A 19,159-nucleotide genomic window follows, 5' to 3' on the forward strand; every position below is an offset into this window, starting at 1 on the left:
ACCCGCCGTTTCGGCAATTTTCCGCAGTCGGACGGCCAGCCTTGAATGGTGAATGCGGCCCGAAACCCGTCAATCGCGACGAGTTTGGCAGCAGGTGACAGGCCAGAGGCGCCGTTTCAGAACCACTGGCCCGGTTCCATCAGCCCCAGATCCATCAGTTGCTGGCTGTGCCACTGGAACTCGGTCGAGTTGCGCCAGCGGAAATCGTGGATCGAGAAGCGTGAGCCGGGGTTGGTTTTCAGCGCTTTTGCGGTTCGGAAAGAACAGATTGCGGCGGTCAGGTTGTGGTGCCACGGGCAGGCGTAAGTGTTGTATTCCTCGTCATTGAACGTGAAATCCCAGCGCAGTTTCAGGCCGGGCCGCGAGCGGAACAGCGAGACGCGGTCGATCTTGCGCTTGGTCCAGGTTACATATTCCTCGAACCTCCAGCGCAGGCCGCCGAAGAAATCCAGCTGCCGTTCCTTGGTCTCCCAGTTCTTGTCGGGATCTTTGCGTCCCAGCGCGTAATAGCCTGAACGGTCCAGATGCGCATCTTCCAGCGAGACCGCATTGGGATAGCGGTTCAGATCGCCGGCATAGAGGTCGATCACATAGGTCAGCAGCGTGTCGCGCCGCTCTTCCGTCTGGAAGGTCAGCAGGTCGCGGACAGTGCGGCTTTCGCAGAACGGGAAGAACAGGTATTCGGCATTGAAGCAGTAATACAGCCAGGTTCCGGCCGGTGCGGCATCGTTGATCGCATTGACGGTTTCGGGCACCGCATCATCGGCATGGACATCGTGGTCGATGCGGTGAATGCGGTTTTCCAGATCCTCCGACAGAGGCATTTCTTCATGCGCGAACAGCAGAACCTGCCGGAAACCGCTGTTCAGATGGTGCCGCAACGTGCTGTCCAGCTCGACGGTATCTTCGGCGAAGATCAGCGCCACCGGCCCCTTGGCCAGCACCTTGTCGCCGGTCGATCTGAATTCCGCCAGACTGCCATAGCGCATTCCGTCACACTTTCCGCTGTCACTGCAAACTGTCGGCAGATTCTGCGAAGACCGCCGCCTTTGCAAGCCTTTGCCCCTTTGTTGCGTGGCAGGGCAGATTTCGTTAGAAGAACCGCCTAGCCGAAGGGGGCCGCCCATGACCGAACAGCCGACCGAGATTTCCGCCACTGCCACCGCCGAAGGGGCGGAGGCGCCGAAGAAGCTGTTCATCAAGACCTATGGCTGCCAGATGAACGTCTATGACAGCGAGCGCATGGCCGAGGCGCTGGGCGCCAAGGGCTATGTGACGACCGAGGTGGCGGAAGAGGCGGATATGGTGTTGCTGAACACCTGCCACATCCGCGAAAAGGCGGCGGAAAAGGTTTATTCCGACCTCGGGCGGCTGCGTCCGCTGAAACAGGCGAAACCCGATCTGAAGATCGGTGTGGCGGGCTGTGTGGCGCAGGCCGAGGGCGAGGAGATCCTGAAGCGGATGCCGCTGGTCGATCTGGTGGTCGGGCCCCAAAGCTATCACCGCCTGCCCGAGATGGTCGAGGCGAAGGGCAAGGTTGTCGATACCGATTTCCCCGAAGAGGACAAGTTCGACCACCTGCCGCAGCGCAAGGCGCTGCGCGGGCCGACGGCGTTCCTGACCGTGCAGGAAGGCTGTGACAAATTCTGTGCCTTCTGCGTGGTGCCCTATACGCGTGGCGCCGAGGTCAGCCGCCCGGCGGCGCGTCTTCTGGCCGAAGCGCGCGATCTGGTCTCGCGCGGGGTGCGCGAAATCACCCTGCTGGGGCAGAACGTCAACGGCTATCACGGTGCGGGCGAGGGCGGCACCTGGGGGCTTGGCCGTCTTCTGCGCGAGATGGCGGCAATCGACGGGCTGGACCGGCTGCGCTATACCACCAGCCACCCCAATGACATGGATGACGACCTGATCGCCGCCCATGCCGAGGTGCCCCAGCTGATGCCTTACCTGCATCTGCCGGTGCAATCGGGCAGCGACCGCATCCTCAAGGCGATGAACCGCAAGCATACCGCCGAGCAATATCTGCGGCTGATCGAGCGTATCCGGGCTGCGCGTCCCGACATTCTGCTGAGTTCGGATTTCATCGTGGGCTTCCCCGGCGAAACCGATACGGATTTTGAGGCGACGATGGATCTGATCCGCGCGGTCGGCTTTGGCGCGGCGTTCAGCTTCAAATATTCCGCCCGTCCCGGCACGCCCGCAGCGGAGAAGCCGGAGCTTCCGGCCGAGGTCTCTGATGCCCGGCTTCAGGCGCTTCAGGCGCTGATCACCGAACAGCAGCGCGCGGCGCAGATGGCCATGGTGGGCCGCGAGGTGGGCGTGCTTTATGAAAAGCCGGGCCGTCTGCCGGGGCAGATGGTGGGCAAATCCGACCACCTGCATGCGGTGCATGTGACTGATTCCCTTGGCAAGCCCGGACAACTGGTGCGGGTGCGCATCACTGGCTCTGCGCCCAACTCGCTGGCGGGGGAGCCTCTGCGCGACTGACCGGCGGTTTCCGCAGCGGCACCAATATCACGATTCGTTCCGGCTTGGCGCGTGCCCACGCAACAATTGGTGTGCCATCATCCCTGCACACCATATATTTTGCTTTACATAAGAATAGAGTAACGGCATTTCTGGCTTAATACTAAAGAAAGTCTTGTGTGAATTAGGGGAGCTGCGACGTGGAACCGATTTCCAAAGCAGTGCGGATGATCATTGGGGGAGTTGCACTCGCCGTCGGACTGGCCGGGGCTGCCCAGGCGCAACAGGCGCCCGAGATTGCCGGCAAGATCCAGTGGGGCGTGTGGGTCGATGACGATGGTTGCATGCACTGGTGGGCCGATGGCGGCCTTGAAGGCTACATGCTGGACCGGGTGAACCCGAAGACCGGCAAACCCGTCTGTCTGAAGCGCAATACCTGTATGGTGCAGAACACCGACACGCTGTTCGCGACCGACAGCGCCAAGCTGACCGCCTCGGGCCGCAGCTATCTGCAACAGTTCTTCCAGCAGGCCGGGGCCTTCGGCTATGCGGTCTATGGCCATACCGACAGCCGCGCCTCGGATGAATACAATATCAAGCTGTCGCAGCGCCGCGCCAAGGCCGTGGCCGATGTGGCCCGTTCGGTCGGGGCCATGGTGGAGCGCGAGATCGGGTTCGGCGAACGCCAGCCCATCGCGTCGAACAGCACGGCGGCGGGCATGCAGAAGAACCGCCGCGTCGAAGTCGTTTGCTATCGGTGGTGATCAGGATGACCAAAGTTTTCGTTCCGGGCTTCGCCCTTCTTGCCATCACCACGCTGGCTGGCTGTGTCGATGGCCTCACCCCCTATCGGCAAAGCCCCGATACGGTGATCGCCACCAATCAGGATCGCGGTCGCGACAATATTCCGCTGGCACCGGGGGGCGGGGCGATTGCCTATGATCCCGACGGCTGTCAGGGCTGGATCATCGACGATGGCGTCGAAGGCTATTCGGGCCGCCGCTTCGATCCGGTTTCGGGCCTGCCGATCTGCAACAATCACTATCCGCCGGGCACCGTGCTGCGCAATTACCAGACCAAGGATGCAGGTCTGCGCGACTATGTGCCCTACGCTGGCCGTAACTGACCAGCCTGCGCCAGGATATGAATATGGAAGGGCCGCGCGATATCGCGGCCCTTTCCTTTTGCCGGATGCCACATTTTTTATCGCAGGACATACAAGCCCTAGCGGTGGTGTGGCGGAAATGTGCAACATCTGCAATTTCGGCCGCCGGTGGTGAAAGTTTGAACAGCTTTGTCTTGTTTCCTTAACCTTCGAGGCGCAGATTTTGAGTCAGGAAGCCCTCGAACCGCAAAGGATGATGATTTGGGCATCAGCGCGCTGACCCCCCCGCCCCGTGCCGAAGACGTTGTGGAAACGACGCTGGAATTTCCCGACAATCGGCTGCTGATTGATCTGTGCGGTGAGTATGACCGCAACCTTGCGCAGATCGAGCATGAGATGGGGGTGCATATCCTCCGACGTGGGAACCGCCTGTCGGTTATCGGGGAGAAGGGCGCGCGCGAGCAGGCGGCGGCCGTGCTGCATGCGCTTTACGCCCGGCTGGAGGCGGGGCGCGCGGTGACGGCGGGCGATATCGAGGGGGCGATCCGCATGGGCCGTCCGATGCCCGAAACGCCGCGCGAAGGGGCTGAACAGATCGAGATGTTCGGGGCGGGTTCCATCGAGCTGCGGACCCGCAAGAAACCGATCGAGCCGCGCACCGAGGCGCAGAAGGCCTATGTGGCCAATCTGTTCGCCAACGAACTTGGCTTCGGCATCGGCCCGGCGGGCACCGGCAAGACCTATCTCGCCGTTGCGGTCGGCGTGACCATGTTCATCTCGGGGGCGGTGGAAAAGATCATCCTGTCGCGTCCGGCGGTGGAGGCGGGCGAACGCCTTGGCTTCCTGCCGGGCGACATGAAGGAAAAGGTCGATCCCTATATGCAGCCGCTTTATGACGCGCTGAACGATTTCCTTCCGGCCAAGCAGGTGCAGAAGCTGATGGAGGAGAAGCGGATCGAGATCGCGCCGCTGGCCTTCATGCGCGGACGCACGCTGTCCAACGCCTTCGTGGTGCTGGACGAGGCGCAGAACGCCACCACCATGCAGATGAAGATGTTCCTCACCCGTCTGGGCGAAGGATCGCGCATGGTCATCACCGGCGACCGCACGCAGGTCGACCTGCCGCGCGGCGTGGCCTCGGGCCTTCAGGATGCCGAACGCATCCTGAAGGGGGTGAAGGGCGTCAGCTTCAACTACTTCACCGCCAAGGATGTGGTGCGGCACCCGCTGGTGGCGCGGATCATCGAAGCCTATGACCGCGAAGAGGCGCAGGGCTGAGCTTCCCGATCCGGGCCACCGGATCGGGCTTTCCCACCACCACAGATGATCAAAGGCATTTGCGGTTTGTCCGGCTTGGCCCTATGAGGCGCGCATGAAAACATGCGTCGACATCGTAATCGAGGATGACCGCTGGACGGCCTTCGGGCTGGATGCGGCAGCGATGGCTGCGGCTTCCGCCACATTGTCGCATCTTGGGATGTCGCCTGACCTTTACGGTCTCGTCGTCCTGGGATGTGACGATGCGCGTATCGCCGGGCTGAACGGCGAATTCCGTGACAAGCCCCGGCCCACGAATGTGCTGAGCTGGCCATCCGAAGAACGCGGCAGCGAATATGCGGGTGAGGCTCCGGAGATGCCGGAGCCCGGAACGCCGGAAGATCCCGCCCCGCTGGGCGATATCGCGATTGCCTGGGAGACCTGCGCGCGCGAAGCGGCCGAGCAGGGTAAGGCCGTTCACGATCACGTCATGCACCTGCTCGTTCACGGAGTCCTGCACCTGCTGGGCTATGATCATATCGACGAGGACGACGCGAATTTGATGGAAGAGACCGAGCGGCAGATACTTGCCTCGCTTGGCATTGCGGACCCATATTAGGGCAGGCGCTGCGGCGCAGGATATTCGGGTAGAAGGACAGATGGGCAGTAGTTACGAAGGATCGACCGCGGCGCCGCAACAGGCGCCATCTGATGAGGCATCCGGCGAAGAGGGCGAGTCTCGCTCCGATCCTGCCCAGAAAGGTTTTTTTGGCCGGCTTCTGTCGGCCTTTTCCCCGCAGGATGTGACCGAACCCGACAGCCCCGCGCCGGCGCTCAGCCCGGCACCGGCGCAGCTTCCGGGGCTTGCGAACCTTCGCAAGCTGCGGGTCGATGACGTGGCCATTCCGAAGGTCGAGATCGCGGCGGTCCCGCTGGATATCGGCAAGGATGAACTGGTCGAGGTCTTCCGCCAGCAGGGCTTTTCCCGGCTGCCGGTCTACAAGGGCACGCTGGATCATCCTCAGGGCCTTGTGATGCTGAAGGATCTGGCGCTTCAGCACGGTTTTGGCGCGGGCGGGCGGTTCAGCCTGAAGCGTCTGCTGCGCCCGATCCTTTACGCGCCGCCGTCGATGCCGCTGCATGTACTGTTGCAGAAGATGCAGAAAGAACGTGTCCATATGGCGCTGGTCATTGATGAATATGGCGGCGTGGACGGTCTGGTCACCATCGAGGATCTGATCGAGACAGTGATCGGCGAGATCGAGGACGAGCATGACGAGGCCGAAGGCATGCTCTGGAAGCAGGAAAAGCCCGGCGTCTGGCTGATGCAATCCACCGCGCCAATGGATGAGGTGGAGGCCGAGATCGGCATGGGTCTGCGCACCGGCGAGGACGATGGCGAGATCGACACGCTGGGTGGTCTGGTCTTTCTGCGCACCGGCCGGGTTCCGGCAAGGGGCGAAATCGTGACCCACGAGACCGGCGTTCAGTTCGAGGTGGTCGATGCCGACCCGCGCCGCATCAAGCGGCTGCGGCTGCGGCTGCCCGAGGTCCCGGCTCCGGCCGACGGGGGCTGATGGGGTTGCGGGGCTGGCGTGACCTTGCCCCCGCCTTCGGGCTGGGGGTACTGGCGGCCTCTGGTCAGGCGCCGCTGGGGGCATGGTATCTGGCCGTGCCCGCTTTCGCCGGGATCGTCTGGCAGGTGACAGCCGGGCGCCCGGCGGCAAGGGGCTGGGCGGCGGGCACCGGCTATTTTGCCGCAGCACTCAGCTGGATCGTGCAGCCCTTCTTTGTGGAACCGGAAACCTATGGCTGGATGGCGCCCTTCGCGCTGGTGCTGATGGCCGGGGGGCTGGCGCTGTTCTGGGGCGCGGCCGCGGGGCTTGCTGCCCGACTGGTGCGCACCACCGCGCGGCAGGCTCTGGCCTTCGCGCTTTGCCTTTCCGGGGCCGAGGCCCTGCGCGGCGTGGTTTTCACCGGCTTCCCCTGGGCGCAGCCGGGTCATATCTGGATCGACACGCCGGTGGCGCAGCTTGCCGCGCTGACCGGGGCCGATGGCCTGACACTGCTGACGCTGGTTCTGGCGGCTTTGCCGGTGATGGCGCGGGGCAGGGGCACGCTGGCCGCCGCCCTGCTGCTGGCTATGGTCTGGGGTGGCGGGGTCTGGCAACTGGCGCAGCCCGATCCGGCGGCGCCGGGCCTGACCTTCCGGCTGGTACAGCCCGCGGCCGAACAAAGCCTGAAATGGGATCCGGCCCAGGCCGAGCGGCTGTACCGGCTTCAGACCGGCTATACGGCGGCCGAGCCCCGCCCAGATCTGGTGATCTGGCCAGAAACCGCGCTGCCCTATCTTTATACTCCCGGCGGTGATGCGGCGCTGGGCGTGGCCGAGGCTGCGCGCGGCGTGCCGGTCGCGCTCGGGGTGCAGCGGGTGGAGGGCGCCGCCGCCTATAACAGCCTTGCCGTGCTGGGCCCCGATGGCTACCAGACCGCGATTTATGACAAGGCGCATCTGGTGCCTTTTGGCGAATATCTGCCCTTCGGCGATCTGGCATGGCGGCTGTTCGGCATTTCTGCCTTCGCCGCGCGGCAGGGTTATGGCTATGCCGCCGGGCCAGGGCCGCGCGTGCTTGACCTTGGGCCACTGGGCAAGGCGATGCCGCTGATCTGCTATGAGGCGGTCTTCCCCGAAGAGGTGAATGCCGCCCCGGAACGGCCGGGCTGGCTGTTGCAGATCACCAATGACGCCTGGTTCGGCACGCTGACCGGCCCGTTCCAGCATGCCGCGCAAGCCCGGCTGCGCGCGGTGGAACAGGGCCTGCCGCTGGTGCGTGTGGCCAATACCGGCGTGACACAGATGGTGGATGCGCGGGGCCGCGTCACCGCCGAACTGCCGTTCGGCAGGTCGGGCTATCTGGATGCGGCGCTGCCTGGCGCCCTGCCGCCGACCCCCTACAGCCGCTACGGAATGATGCCGTTCCTGCTGTTGCTGGGGGGACTCGCCCTGACCCTCGCAAGACGCCGTGCACACCCTTCTGCTTGACTGTGGGCCGGGCGAGGCATAACCCCGGGGCATCGAACCGTCACAACGGCTTCCTGGCGTGGCGGGGATACATCAACGGAGCACGTCCCCATGAGCAGACTTGATTATGTTTTCACCTCGGAATCGGTTTCCGAGGGGCACCCCGACAAGGTGTGCGACCGGATTTCCGATGCGGTTCTCGATGCTTTCCTGACCGAAGAACCGAATGCCCGCGTGGCCTGCGAAACCTTCGCCACCACAAATCGCGTCGTCGTGGGGGGCGAGGTTGGCCTGTCCGACCGCAAGAAGCTGAAAGACATGCTGGAAGGGGTCGAGCAGATCGTCCGCGACTGCGTGAAGGACATCGGCTACGAACAGGATGAATTCCACTGGGCGACGCTGAAGGTGAAGAACCACCTGCACAAGCAGTCGGCCCATATCGCGCAGGGTGTGGACCGCGACGGTGCGGGCGACCAGGGCATCATGTTCGGCTATGCCTGCCGCGAGACGCCGGAACTGATGCCGGCGCCGATCCAGTATTCGCATGCCATCCTGCGCCGACTGGCCGAGGTGCGCAAATCCGGTCAGGAACCGACGCTGCGCCCCGATGCCAAATCGCAGCTTTCGCTGCGCTATGAGGGCGGCAAGCCGGTCGAAGTGACCTCGATCGTGCTGTCGACCCAGCATGAAAGCGAAAGCCAGAGCTCGGATGACATCCGCGCCATCGTGGAACCCTATATCCGCGAAGTGCTGCCCTCGGGCTGGATCACCGGGAAGACCGAATGGTGGGTCAATCCGACCGGCACATTCGTGATCGGTGGGCCGGATGGCGACGCGGGCCTGACCGGGCGCAAGATCATCGTTGACACCTACGGTGGCGCAGCCCCGCATGGCGGCGGCGCTTTCTCGGGGAAAGACCCGACCAAGGTGGACCGTTCGGCGGCCTATGCCGCCCGCTATCTGGCGAAGAACGTGGTGGCCGCAGGCCTCGCCGACCGCTGCACGCTTCAGGTCAGCTATGCGATCGGCGTCGCGAAGCCGCTGTCGATCTATGTCGACACCCATGGCACCGGACAGGTCGACGAGGCGCTGATCGAGAAAGCCGTGGCCGAAGTGATGGATCTTACCCCGCGCGGCATCCGCGAGCACCTGCAGCTCAACCGCCCGATCTATGCCCGGACATCGGCCTACGGCCATTTTGGTCGGGCACCGGAAGCCGATGGCGGCTTCAGCTGGGAAAAGACCGATCTCATCGAAGCGCTGAAAAAAGCGGTCTGAGCTGCCCCGGGACAGGGGGCCTTTGCCGGGGGGATCGACCCCCCGTCAAAGGCGCTGCCGCGAGATATCGGGGCCCGGTCGCACTGACCGGGCCTTTGCATGCGCCCGGGGCGCGAAAAATGAGTATTTTTGCAAGAAGCAAATATGCCCTGCTTCTTGAACAAATACTCCCGCCGGAGGCAGGCACGCGGTTCCCGGCGCAGCCGGGGGCCGGGATGAACGGCTTGCGCCGTAGGCGCGCTATATAAATAGCCTCATTCGCCGCGTGGGAAGCGTTTGCTTTCTTCCAGCACGTTCAGATCCATATGGTTGCGCATATAGCGTTCTGAGGCGGCGCGCAGCGGCTGGTAATCCCAGGGGAAATAGCTTCCGTTGCGGAGGGCCTCATAAACCACCCAGCGGCGGGCCTGGCTTTCACGGACCTCGGCATCGTAGCGGTCCAGATCCCAGCGGGCCTCCGCCATGGCGCGGAAATGGGCGAGGGTTTCGGCATGGGCGGGCTCTTGCGCGAGGTTTGTGCGTTCCTCGACATCCGTGTCCAGATCGAACAGCATTTCCGGGTCCGCCAGACAGTGCACATATTTCCAGCGACCTTCGCGCAGGGCGACCAGAGGGGTGATGCTGCCTTCGGCGGCATATTCCATCGCGACCGGACTGGTGCGATCAAAGCCCTTCGCCAGCGGCACGAGGCTCTCGCCATCGGTCCAGGGCATGACTTCGTCCATCGAGATTCCCGCCAGATCGCAGAGCGTCGGTGTCACATCGATTGTACAGACCGGGGTATCCACCCGACCCGGTTCCAGCCCCGGAGCGGCCAACATCAGGGGCACGCGGGCCGAGCCTTCGAAGAAGTTCATCTTGAACCACAGCCCGCGACGGCCCAGCATCTCGCCGTGATCCGAGACGAAGATGATGATGGCCTCTTGCCGCGTCGCCTCCAGCGCCGCGAGAATTTCGCCGATCTTGTCATCGACGTAAGAGATATTGGCGAAGTAGCCCTGTCGGGCGCGGCGGATATGGTCGGGTGTCACCTCCAGCCCGCGCCAGTCGCAGGCATCCATCAGGCGCTGTGAATGGGGGTCCATGTCCTCGTAAGGGATCGCCTCGGGCGGATCGAGGTGCAGGCAGTCGGTATAGAGATCCCAGTATTTGCGGCGCGCGACGAAAGGATCATGCGGGTGGGTGAAGCTCGCGCACAGCGCCCAGGGGCGGGCATCCTGGCCACGCGACAGGTCGTAAAGCTTCTGCACCGCCTGGAAACACACGTCGTCGTCATATTCCAGCTGGTTGGTGATCTCGGCCACGCCTGCCCCGGTGACCGAGCCGAGATTGTGATACCACCAGTCGATCCGCTCGCCCGGTTTGCGGTAATCCGGGGTCCAGCCGAAATCGGCGGGGTAAATGTCGGTCGTCAGGCGTTGCTCGAATCCGTGGAGTTGATCGGGGCCGACGAAATGCATCTTGCCCGACAGCGCCGTCTGATATCCTGCGCGGCGCAGGTGATGGGCGAAGGTCGGGATATCCGAGGTGAATTCGGCCGCATTGTCGTAAACCCGCGTCCGGCGCGGCAGTTGCCCGGACATGAAGCTGGCGCGGGCCGGAGCGCAGAGCGGTGAGGCGGTATAGGCATTGGCGAAGCGGACCGAGCGTTCGGCCAGCCGTTTCAGATTGGGCGCATGCAGCCAGTCTGCCGGACCATCCGGGAACAGCGTTCCGGTCAGCTGATCGACCATCAGGATGAGAATATTGGGCCTGTCCGCCATGATCTGCGCCTTTCGCTTCGAATGGTATTGAAGCACCATATGCTGATCACAGGAAAGACGGGGTTTTTCGATGAATCGCATAGATCTGATTTATGCAGCTTGATCCGGCGGCGCTGCGGGTCGTCGAGGCGGTGGCGCGTTTCGGGTCTTTGACACGGGCAGGGGGCGCGCTGGGGCTCAGCCAGCCGGCGATCAGCTATCAGTTGCGCCGGGCCGAGAAATATCTGGGTGTTGCGCTGTTCACGCGGGGGCGGGGGGGCTGTCTGCCCACCCCGGCGGGGGAGGTTCTGCTGCGGGCGCTGCTGCCCGCACTGGCGCAGATTGACGCGGCTTTGGCGGAGGTGACACGGCTGGCGCGGGCCCCCGCGCTGCGCATTCTAACCGATTTCGGTTTTGCAGGGCTGTGGCTGATGCCTCGTCTGGCGCGGTTTCGCAGCCTGCATCCGGGGATTGAGGTGCAGATCACCGCTTCGCAGGAAAACCGCGCGCCGCAGGCAGGGGAGGTGGCGATCCGCTTTGCCCGGGTTGAGGATCTGGCGGAAGGCGCGTGGCTGCTGATGCCCGAGAGGGTGGTGCCGGTCTGCGCGCCAGGGTTTCTGGAAGCGCAGGGGGCACCGGATACGCCCGCTCAGTTGGCGCAGGCGGTGCTGCTGCATCTGGATGCACCGGCGGAGGCGCGCTGGTTCACCTGGGCGGGCTGGTTTTCAGGGCACGGCATCGCCCGGCCCCGGCGCAGCGGCGAGTTGGGAATGAATACCTATGATTTCGTGGTGCAGGCCGCGTTGGCGGGGCAGGGGGTGGCGCTGGGCTGGCTGCCGCTGATCGCGCCGCATCTGGCATCCGGTGCGCTGGTGCCACTGGGGCCCGAGATCCTGCGGGCAGAGAGCGGATATTGGGTGGAAACGCGCGGGGCTGCGACGGCGGCGCAGGCCGCTTTGGCGGATTGGTTGCGTTCAGAAGCAAGGCATGGTTCATAAGCGACAAAATAATGTCGAATTTCGGCGTGACGTGGCGGGCGGGCAGGCTCAGCCTGCCGCGACACCCAACAGGCCCCGGAGTTGCCATGACTGCGCTCACCACCGTTTCCGATTTTCCGCACAGGTTGATCGACGATCCTGATGTCGGGATTGTCATGCCCGATGGCATCCGGCTTTCGGCGCGCATCTGGCGGCCCGAGGGTTCGGATACGCAGCCGGTGCCTGCGGTGCTGGAATATATCCCCTATCGCAAGCGCGACGGTACGTTGCCGCGGGACGAGTTGATGCACCCCTATGTCGCAGGCCATGGCTATGCGAGCGTGCGGGTCGACATGCGCGGCAATGGCGACAGCGAAGGGCTGATGACCGACGAATACACGCAGCAGGAAATGGATGATGCGCTTGCCGTCATAGCCTGGCTGGCGGAACAGCCATGGTGCAGCGGTGCGGTCGGGATGATGGGCAAAAGCTGGGGCGGGTTCAATTGCCTGCAAACCGCTTTTCTGCGGCCGCCCGCGCTGAAAGCGGTGATTTCGGTCTGCTCCACCACCGACCGTTTTGCAGATGACGTGCATTTTAAGGGCGGCTGCATGCTGGGTGAAAATCCGGGCTGGGGGGCGGTAATGTTGTCTTTCAGCTCACGCCCTGCCGATCCGGCGCTGCGGCCCGACTGGCGGGCGGACTGGTTGCGGCGGCTGGAGGCCGAGCCCTACCTCGCCCCACGCTGGGCCAGCCACCAAAGCCGCGATGCCTATTGGCGGCACGGCTCGGTCTGCGAGGATTGGGCAGCCATTCAGGTGCCGGTGCTGAGTGTCGGCGGCTGGGCCGACAATTACATGAACACCGTCGGGCATCTGATGGGCAAGCAGCAGTCGGTGGTGCAGGGGCTGATGGGTCCGTGGGTCCATCAATACCCGCATACCGCCGTGCCGGGGCCACAGATCGGTTTCCTGCAAGTCGCGATTCGCTGGTGGGATCGCTGGCTGAAGGGAATTGAAAACGGGGCGGAGGCCGATGCGGCTTATCGGGCCTATATGCTGCATTCCGAGCCGCCGTCGGCCGCGCCCGCATTTCGCAAAGGCCACTGGGTGACGGAAACCGCATGGCCCAGCCCGCGTGTCACGCCCGAGGTCTGGCCGCTGGCGCCGGGGCGTCTGGGCGGGCAGGGCGCGCCGCTGGAGATGGCGGTGAACACGCCGCAGCATCTGGGGCTGCACACCGGCGAATATTTTCCGATGGGGCTGAATGCCGAAATGCCGGGTGACCAGCGCGAGGATGACGCAATGTCGGTCTGTTTTGACAGCGCGCCACTGGCCGGAGAGATGGATCTTCTGGGCCGCACGGTGCTGCGGCTGCGGCTGACCAGCGACAAGCCCTTCGCCCAGATATTCGCGCGACTGTGCGATGTGGCGCCCGACGGCAGTTCGGTCCGCATCTGCCACGGCATGCTGAACCTGCGGCACCGGGACAGCATGGAAAACCCGACGCCGGTGCCGGTGGGCACCCCTTTCGACATCGAACTGGCGTTGGACGAGATGGGCTACCGGCTTGCCCCCGGCCACCGGCTGCGGCTGGCGCTGTCGACGACCTACTGGCCTTTCGCCTGGCCCTCGGCCGAGGCGGCGACACTGACCCTGGAGGAGGGCAGCCTTGAACTGCCGCGTCATTCCGGCAGCACCGGCGACGAATGGACGCCGCCTCCACCGGAAGCCGCACCGGCATGGCGCCACCGGGTGCTGCGCAAAGGGGCGGCGGCCCGCCGGATCGAGCGCAACCTGATTTCCGGCGAGGTCTCGCTGGTGATCGAGGAAGACGGAGGCGACGCCGAAAATCTGGATCACGGGCTGGTCAGTGGCGACACGATGCGCGAGGTCTGGACCATCCGTCCCGACGATCCGCTGTCGGCGCGCGTGACGATCACCTATGAACAGCGCCTTTCGCGGGGAAACTGGTCGGTCCGCACGCTCGCCGAGACGAATCTGACCTCGGAAAGCGGCCATCTGGCGTTCACCGCCAGGTTGCAGGCCTGGGAGGGGGAGACTCCGGTCTTCGACCGCGATTTCCGCGAATTTGTCAAACGCGACCACCTCTGATACAAAACCGACAGGTTTTCAGGTCAGAAAACAATTTACGCCGGGCCGCCTTGTGCATCATGCTCGGGAAAACACAACAAGACTGTCAGGGAGTCCTACATGAAAGACGATCTCGCCAAGCTGATCGAGCTTATCGATAACGGCGGGCTGAACCGCCGTGCCTTCCTCGGGCGCACCGCGGCCTTCGGCTTGACCGCCGCGCTTGGCACCTCGCTGCTGCCCGGCGCGGCGCGTGCGGACGAGCCCAAGAAGGGCGGCGTCCTGAAACTCGGTCTGGGCGGCGGTGAAAGCACCGATGCGATTGATCCGGGCCTGGCTGACGGGCCGGTTGCCTTCAACGTGAACCGTCAGTGGGGGGACACGATCGTCAATGTCGCGCCGGATATGACGATTGAACCGAGTCTGGCCGAAGCCTTTGAAAGCAACGAGGATTCGACGGTCTGGACCTTCCGGATCCGCAAGGGTGTGAAGTTCCACGACGGCAGCGAGATGACGCCGGAGGATGTGGCGGCCACCTTCAGGCGCCATTCCGACCAGAACGCCAAATCCGGGGCTTATGGCATCATGCAGGGCATTTCCGACATCAAGGTCGACGGTGACAATGTCGTGCTGACCATGGCCTCGGGCAATGCCGACCTTCCCTATCTGCTGGCCGATTATCACCTTGTGGTGCAGCCCGGCGGTGGTGTGGAAGACCCGAACAAAGGCATTGGCACCGGCCCCTACAAGATTGCCTCGGCCGAACCGGGTGTCCGCTATGTCTTTGAAAAGAATGCGGATGACTGGGATACGACCCGCGGTCATTATGACAGCATCGAATTCCTCATCATTAACGACACCACTGCCCGCACGGCTGCGCTGCAATCGGGGCAGGTGCATATGATCAACCGGGTCGATCCAAAGGTGGCGAAGCTTCTGTCGCGGGCACCGGGGGTGGTGGTCACCAATGCCTCGGGCCGTGGGCATTATGTGTTCATCATGCACTGCAACACCGCGCCCTTCGACAACAACGACCTGCGTCTGGCGCTGAAATACGCGATCAACCGGCAGGAGATGGTCGACAAGATCCTTGACGGCTACGGTTCGGTCGGCAACGACATCCCGATCAACAAATCCTATCCGCTGTTTGATGAAAGCCTGCCGCAGCGCGAGTTTTCCATCGAGAAGGCGGCAGAGCACTACAAGGCTTCCGGCCATGACGGCAGCCCGATCGAACTGATCGTGGCCGACGGCGCCTTCCCCGGTGCGGTGGATGCAGCGGCGCTGTTCCAGGCGACGGCGAAACAGGCTGGCATTCCGCTGGAAATCAAGCGTGTGCCGGATGACGGCTACTGGTCGGATGTGTGGAACGTCAAACCCTTCTGCGCAAGCTATTGGGGCGGTCGCCCGGTGCAGGATCAGATGTATTCCACGGCTTACCTCTCGACCGCTGACTGGAACGACACCAAGTTCTTCAACAAGGAGTTTGACGATCTGGTTCTGGCTGGCCGCGCCGAAACCGATCAGGAAAAGCGCAAGGAAATCTACAGCAAATGCGCGCATATCCTGTGGGAGCAGGGCGGCGTGATTTGCCCGATGTTCAACGATTTCGTCGACGCGCACAGCGAAACGGTTGCCGGCTGGATCGAGGATTCCAACCTCGAACTGATGAACGGCTTCGCCACCGCCAAGACCTGGTTCGCGTAACCGATGGTCCATCCGGTGATCAAACTGGTTGCCCAGCGCATTGCGCTGGGCCTCCTGCTGCTGCTTGCAGCTTCGGTGCTGATTTTCGTGGGTACACAGATCCTGCCCGGTGACGTGGCGCAGTCGATCCTCGGCCAGTCCGCCACGCCCGAGACGCTGGCCAACCTGCGTCAGGAACTGGGGCTGAACGAGCCGGCGCTGACGCGCTATTTTTCGTGGCTCGGCGGGGTGTTGCACGGCGATCTTGGCAATGCGCTGACCAATGGCCAGCCCATCGCGCCCGCGCTTGGCAAACGTCTGCTGAACACGCTGTTCCTGGCCGCCTGCGCCGCTGTCATCGCGGTGCCCTTGGCCATCATTCTGGGTCTGGTGTCGGTACGCTATCGCAACCGCTGGCCCGACAAGCTGATCTCGGCAGTGACGCTCGCCACCATTTCGGTGCCGGAGTTCCTGCTGGGCTATATCGTGATCTTCTTCCTTGCGGTGCAATACCGGCTGCTGCCTTCGCTTTCGACGGTCTATGACGGCATGGGCTTTGGCGACCGGCTTTACGCCATTGGTCTGCCGGTCATCGTTCTGGTGCTGGCGGTGCTGGGCCACATGATGCGGATGACCCGCGCCGCCATCCTGAACGTGATGCAATCGGCCTATATTGAGACGGCAGAGCTGAAGGGCCTGCGTCCCTTCGCCATCATCGCGCGCCATGCCTTCCCCAATGCCATCGCGCCGGTGGTCAACGTGGTGATGATCAACCTTGCCTATCTGGTGGTGGGTGTCGTGGTGGTCGAGGTGGTCTTCGTCTATCCCGGTATGGGGCAATATCTGGTCGATCACGTTTCCAAGCGTGATGTGCCGGTCGTGCAGGCCTGCGGGCTTGTCTTCGCCGGGGTCTATATCGGGCTGAACCTGATTGCCGACCTCGTTTCCATTCTTGCAAATCCGCGACTGAGGCACCCGAAATGACGCGACTGCCCCTGGCCGCGCTGATCGGCCTCGTCTTCACCGGCGCCTACTTCGCCGCCGCACTGCTCGCCCCCTGGATTGCCCCTTACGGCATGGCCGAAATCGTCGGCGACAGTTGGGAGCCTTCGTCCAGCCAGTTCTGGCTGGGCACAGATTCCATCGGGCGCGATCTCTTGTCCCGCATGATCTGGGGCGGGCGCACCACCATCTTCATCGCCACCTGTGCGACGCTGCTGTCCTTCGGCATGGGCTCGATCCTTGGCTTCTTCGCGGCGGTCAAGGGCGGCTGGGTCGATCAGGTGCTGTCGCGTCTGGTCGATCTGATGATGTCCATCCCCTCGCTGATCTCGGCGCTGGTGGTGCTGTCGGTCATGCCGGTCACCATCCCGGTGCTGATCCTCGTCATGGGGATTCTCGACAGCACGCGGGTGTTCCGTCTGGCCCGCGCCGTGGCGGTGGACATCGCCGTGATGGATTACGTCGAGGCCGCGCGCCTGCGGGGCGAGAAACAGGGCTGGATCATCTTCCGCGAGATCCTGCCCAATGCGCTGTCGCCGCTGGTCGCCGAAATGGGTCTGCGCTTCATCTTTGCCGTGCTGTTCATCTCCACCCTCTCGTTCCTCGGGCTTGGCGTGCAACCGCCGATGGCGGATTGGGGCGGCATCGTGAAGGAAAACAAGGAGGGCATCGTCTACGGTATCCCCGCCGCGCTGATCCCGGCCTTCGCCATCGCGACGCTGGCGATTTCGGTGAACCTCGTGGCCGACTGGGTGCTCAACCGCACCTCCAGCCTGAAAGGAGGCCGCGGTGCCTGAGACGCTTCTTGACGTGCGCGGCCTCGTGATCGAGGCGACGAGCTATCCGCCGGGCGAGCCGCCGAAGGATGTGACGCTGGTGCATGGCGTGTCCTTCACGCTGGAAAAGGGCAAGGTGCTGGGCCTGATCGGCGAAAGCGGCGCCGGCAAATCCACCATCGGGCTGTCGTCGATGGCCTATGGCCGGGGCGGCGTCCGCATCACGGGGGGTGAGGTCTGGCTGAACGGTCGCGACATCCTCAAGGGCGGCGCTGGCGGCTTGCGCTCGCTCCGCGGCAAAGAGGTGACTTATGTCGCCCAATCCGCCGCAGCCGCCTTCAATCCGGCGAAGCCGCTGATGGAACAGGTGATCGAGACGACGCTGGCGCGCGGTATGATGGGCCGGGCCGAGGCCGAGGCCCGCGCGGTCGATCTGTTCCGCCAGCTTGGCCTGCCCAACCCCGAAACCATCGGCAAGCGCTTCCCGCACCAGGTGTCCGGCGGACAGTTGCAGCGGGTGATGACGGCGATGGCGTTGTGTCCGAAGCCGGATCTGGTGATCTTCGACGAACCGACCACGGCGCTGGACGTCACGACCCAGATCGACGTGCTGGCGGCGATCAAGCGGGCGATCCATGAAACTGGGGTCGGCGCGCTTTACATCACCCATGACCTTGCAGTGGTGGCGCAGGTCTCCGATCACATCATGGTGCTGCGCCACGGCAAGACCGTCGAATACGGCACCTGCCAGCAGATCATCGAGGCCCCGCAAGAGGACTATACCCGCGCGCTGGTCTCGGTCCGTTCCATCGACCATGCCGAGAAGAACCCCGATGTCGCGCCGGTGCTCAGCGTCCAGAACGTCACTGCGCGCTACAAGGGCACGCATTTCGATGTGCTGAAGAACGTGACCGTCGATCTGCCGCCGGGGCAGACGCTGGCCATTGTCGGTGAAAGCGGCTCCGGTAAGTCGACTCTGGCGCGGGTGATCACCGGGCTTCTGCCCGCTGCGCAGGGGCGCATCACCTTTGATGGGCGCGATCTCTCGCCCGATCTGGCGGGCCGCTCGCGCAATGATCTGCGCGAATTGCAGATGATTTACCAGATGGCCGATGTGGCGATGAACCCGCGCCAGACGGTTGAAACCATCATCGGCCGCCCGCTGGAGTTCTATTTCGGCCTGCGTGGGGCCGAGAAACGCAAGCGCGTGCAGGAACTTCTGGACCAGATCGAGATGGGCAAGGGCTTTGCCGACCGCTATCCGGCCGAGCTTTCCGGGGGCCAGAAACAGCGCGTCTGCATCGCCCGCGCGCTGGCTGCAAAGCCGAAGCTGATCATCTGCGACGAGGTGACTTCGGCGCTCGACCCGCTGGTGGCCGATGGCATTCTGAAACTCCTGCTGGAGCTTCAGGCGCAGGAGGGCGTCGCTTACCTGTTCATCACCCATGACCTTGCGACCGTTCGCGCCATCGCCGACCGTATCGCGGTGATGTTCAAGGGCAAGGTGCAACGCTACGGGCCGAAATCCGACGTGCTGGCACCGCCTTTCGATGATTACACCGACCTCCTGCTGTCTTCGGTGCCGGAAATGAAGCTCGGCTGGCTGGAACAGGTGCTCGACCATCGCAAGATGGAAGGCGCAGGCAACTGAACAGACGGGGCAGGGCGTGGCCTTGCCCATTCATCCTGGCCCAAATATCCCCGCCGGAGGCATCCGTCCGCACCATAGGGCGGCCCCGCCGGGTTGGAGCGACC

16 protein-coding genes and 1 riboswitch are annotated in these 19,159 nt (G+C 63.7%); of the genes, 14 read left to right on the top strand and 2 right to left on the bottom strand.

Going from position 1 to position 19,159, the window contains the following annotated elements; genetic code table 11:
- Positions 1 to 116 precede the first annotated feature (116 nt).
- On the bottom strand, positions 117 to 989 hold the full coding sequence (locus AO684_RS10125) for a glycosyltransferase family 2 protein (protein WP_054302639.1): 873 nt from the start codon (positions 987 to 989) through the stop codon (positions 117 to 119).
- A 136-nt stretch (positions 990 to 1,125) separates the two neighbouring features.
- Here AO684_RS10125 and miaB point away from each other — a divergent pair, with 136 nt between their 5' ends.
- From miaB to metK, 8 genes are all read left to right on the top strand, one after another.
- Complete coding sequence (gene miaB / locus AO684_RS10130) at positions 1,126 to 2,487, top strand: tRNA (N6-isopentenyl adenosine(37)-C2)-methylthiotransferase MiaB (RefSeq protein WP_054302640.1); 1,362 nt, start codon at positions 1,126 to 1,128, stop codon at positions 2,485 to 2,487.
- Between the two features lie 179 nt (positions 2,488 to 2,666).
- Complete coding sequence (locus AO684_RS10135; RefSeq protein WP_229825443.1) at positions 2,667 to 3,230, top strand: OmpA family protein; 564 nt, start codon at positions 2,667 to 2,669, stop codon at positions 3,228 to 3,230.
- A gap of 5 nt (positions 3,231 to 3,235) precedes the next feature.
- Entirely contained in the window at positions 3,236 to 3,592 is a 357-nt protein-coding gene (locus tag AO684_RS10140) for a hypothetical protein (protein ID WP_145693653.1), read from the top strand.
- Between the two features lie 240 nt (positions 3,593 to 3,832).
- Positions 3,833 to 4,849, top strand: coding sequence for a PhoH family protein (locus AO684_RS10145; RefSeq protein WP_054302642.1), 1,017 nt, complete (start codon positions 3,833 to 3,835; stop codon positions 4,847 to 4,849).
- 94 nt (positions 4,850 to 4,943) lie between these two features.
- A complete protein-coding gene (ybeY, locus tag AO684_RS10150) occupies positions 4,944 to 5,447 on the top strand; it encodes an rRNA maturation RNase YbeY (RefSeq protein WP_054302643.1) in 504 nt (167 codons plus the stop codon).
- A 40-nt stretch (positions 5,448 to 5,487) separates the two neighbouring features.
- Entirely contained in the window at positions 5,488 to 6,405 is a 918-nt protein-coding gene (locus AO684_RS10155) for a transporter associated domain-containing protein (RefSeq protein ID WP_054302644.1), read from the top strand.
- The gene (gene lnt, locus AO684_RS10160; protein WP_054302645.1) at positions 6,405 to 7,871 is read left to right on the top strand and encodes an apolipoprotein N-acyltransferase; all 1,467 of its coding nucleotides are present in this window, start codon (positions 6,405 to 6,407) and stop codon (positions 7,869 to 7,871) included. Before AO684_RS10155 ends, lnt begins: the two co-directional genes overlap by 1 nt.
- Before the next feature lie 34 nt (positions 7,872 to 7,905).
- A riboswitch (SAM-SAH riboswitch) is annotated at positions 7,906 to 7,954 on the top strand.
- Positions 7,955 to 7,961: 7 nt separating this feature from the next.
- Positions 7,962 to 9,128: a methionine adenosyltransferase gene (gene metK, locus AO684_RS10165; protein WP_054302646.1), complete on the top strand. Its 1,167-nt coding sequence runs from the start codon at positions 7,962 to 7,964 to the stop codon at positions 9,126 to 9,128.
- Between the two features lie 254 nt (positions 9,129 to 9,382).
- On the opposite strand, the gene betC is transcribed toward metK, so the two are convergent.
- Positions 9,383 to 10,891 carry a choline-sulfatase gene (betC, locus tag AO684_RS10170; protein ID WP_054302685.1) on the bottom strand — a complete coding sequence of 503 codons (1,509 nt, stop codon included), beginning with the start codon at positions 10,889 to 10,891 and terminating at the stop codon, positions 9,383 to 9,385.
- Between the two features lie 92 nt (positions 10,892 to 10,983).
- Between betC and AO684_RS10175 the strand changes: the two genes are divergently transcribed.
- From AO684_RS10175 to AO684_RS10200, 6 genes are all read left to right on the top strand, one after another.
- Positions 10,984 to 11,868, top strand: coding sequence for a LysR substrate-binding domain-containing protein (locus tag AO684_RS10175; RefSeq protein WP_054302647.1), 885 nt, complete (start codon positions 10,984 to 10,986; stop codon positions 11,866 to 11,868).
- An 86-nt stretch (positions 11,869 to 11,954) separates the two neighbouring features.
- Positions 11,955 to 13,961, top strand: coding sequence for a CocE/NonD family hydrolase (locus AO684_RS10180; RefSeq protein WP_054302648.1), 2,007 nt, complete (start codon positions 11,955 to 11,957; stop codon positions 13,959 to 13,961).
- 99 nt (positions 13,962 to 14,060) lie between these two features.
- On the top strand, positions 14,061 to 15,647 hold the full coding sequence (locus AO684_RS10185; protein ID WP_054302649.1) for an ABC transporter substrate-binding protein: 1,587 nt from the start codon (positions 14,061 to 14,063) through the stop codon (positions 15,645 to 15,647).
- Positions 15,648 to 15,650: 3 nt separating this feature from the next.
- Positions 15,651 to 16,610 carry an ABC transporter permease gene (locus AO684_RS10190; RefSeq protein WP_054302650.1) on the top strand — a complete coding sequence of 320 codons (960 nt, stop codon included), beginning with the start codon at positions 15,651 to 15,653 and terminating at the stop codon, positions 16,608 to 16,610.
- On the top strand, positions 16,607 to 17,425 hold the full coding sequence (locus AO684_RS10195; protein WP_054302651.1) for an ABC transporter permease: 819 nt from the start codon (positions 16,607 to 16,609) through the stop codon (positions 17,423 to 17,425). Before AO684_RS10190 ends, AO684_RS10195 begins: the two co-directional genes overlap by 4 nt.
- Positions 17,418 to 19,055 carry an ABC transporter ATP-binding protein gene (locus AO684_RS10200; protein WP_054302652.1) on the top strand — a complete coding sequence of 546 codons (1,638 nt, stop codon included), beginning with the start codon at positions 17,418 to 17,420 and terminating at the stop codon, positions 19,053 to 19,055. Before AO684_RS10195 ends, AO684_RS10200 begins: the two co-directional genes overlap by 8 nt.
- Positions 19,056 to 19,159: the final 104 nt, after the last annotated feature.

Origin of the sequence: Gemmobacter sp. LW-1 (assembly GCF_001303875.1) — a bacterium.
GTDB lineage: Bacteria > Pseudomonadota > Alphaproteobacteria > Rhodobacterales > Rhodobacteraceae > Gemmobacter > Gemmobacter caeni.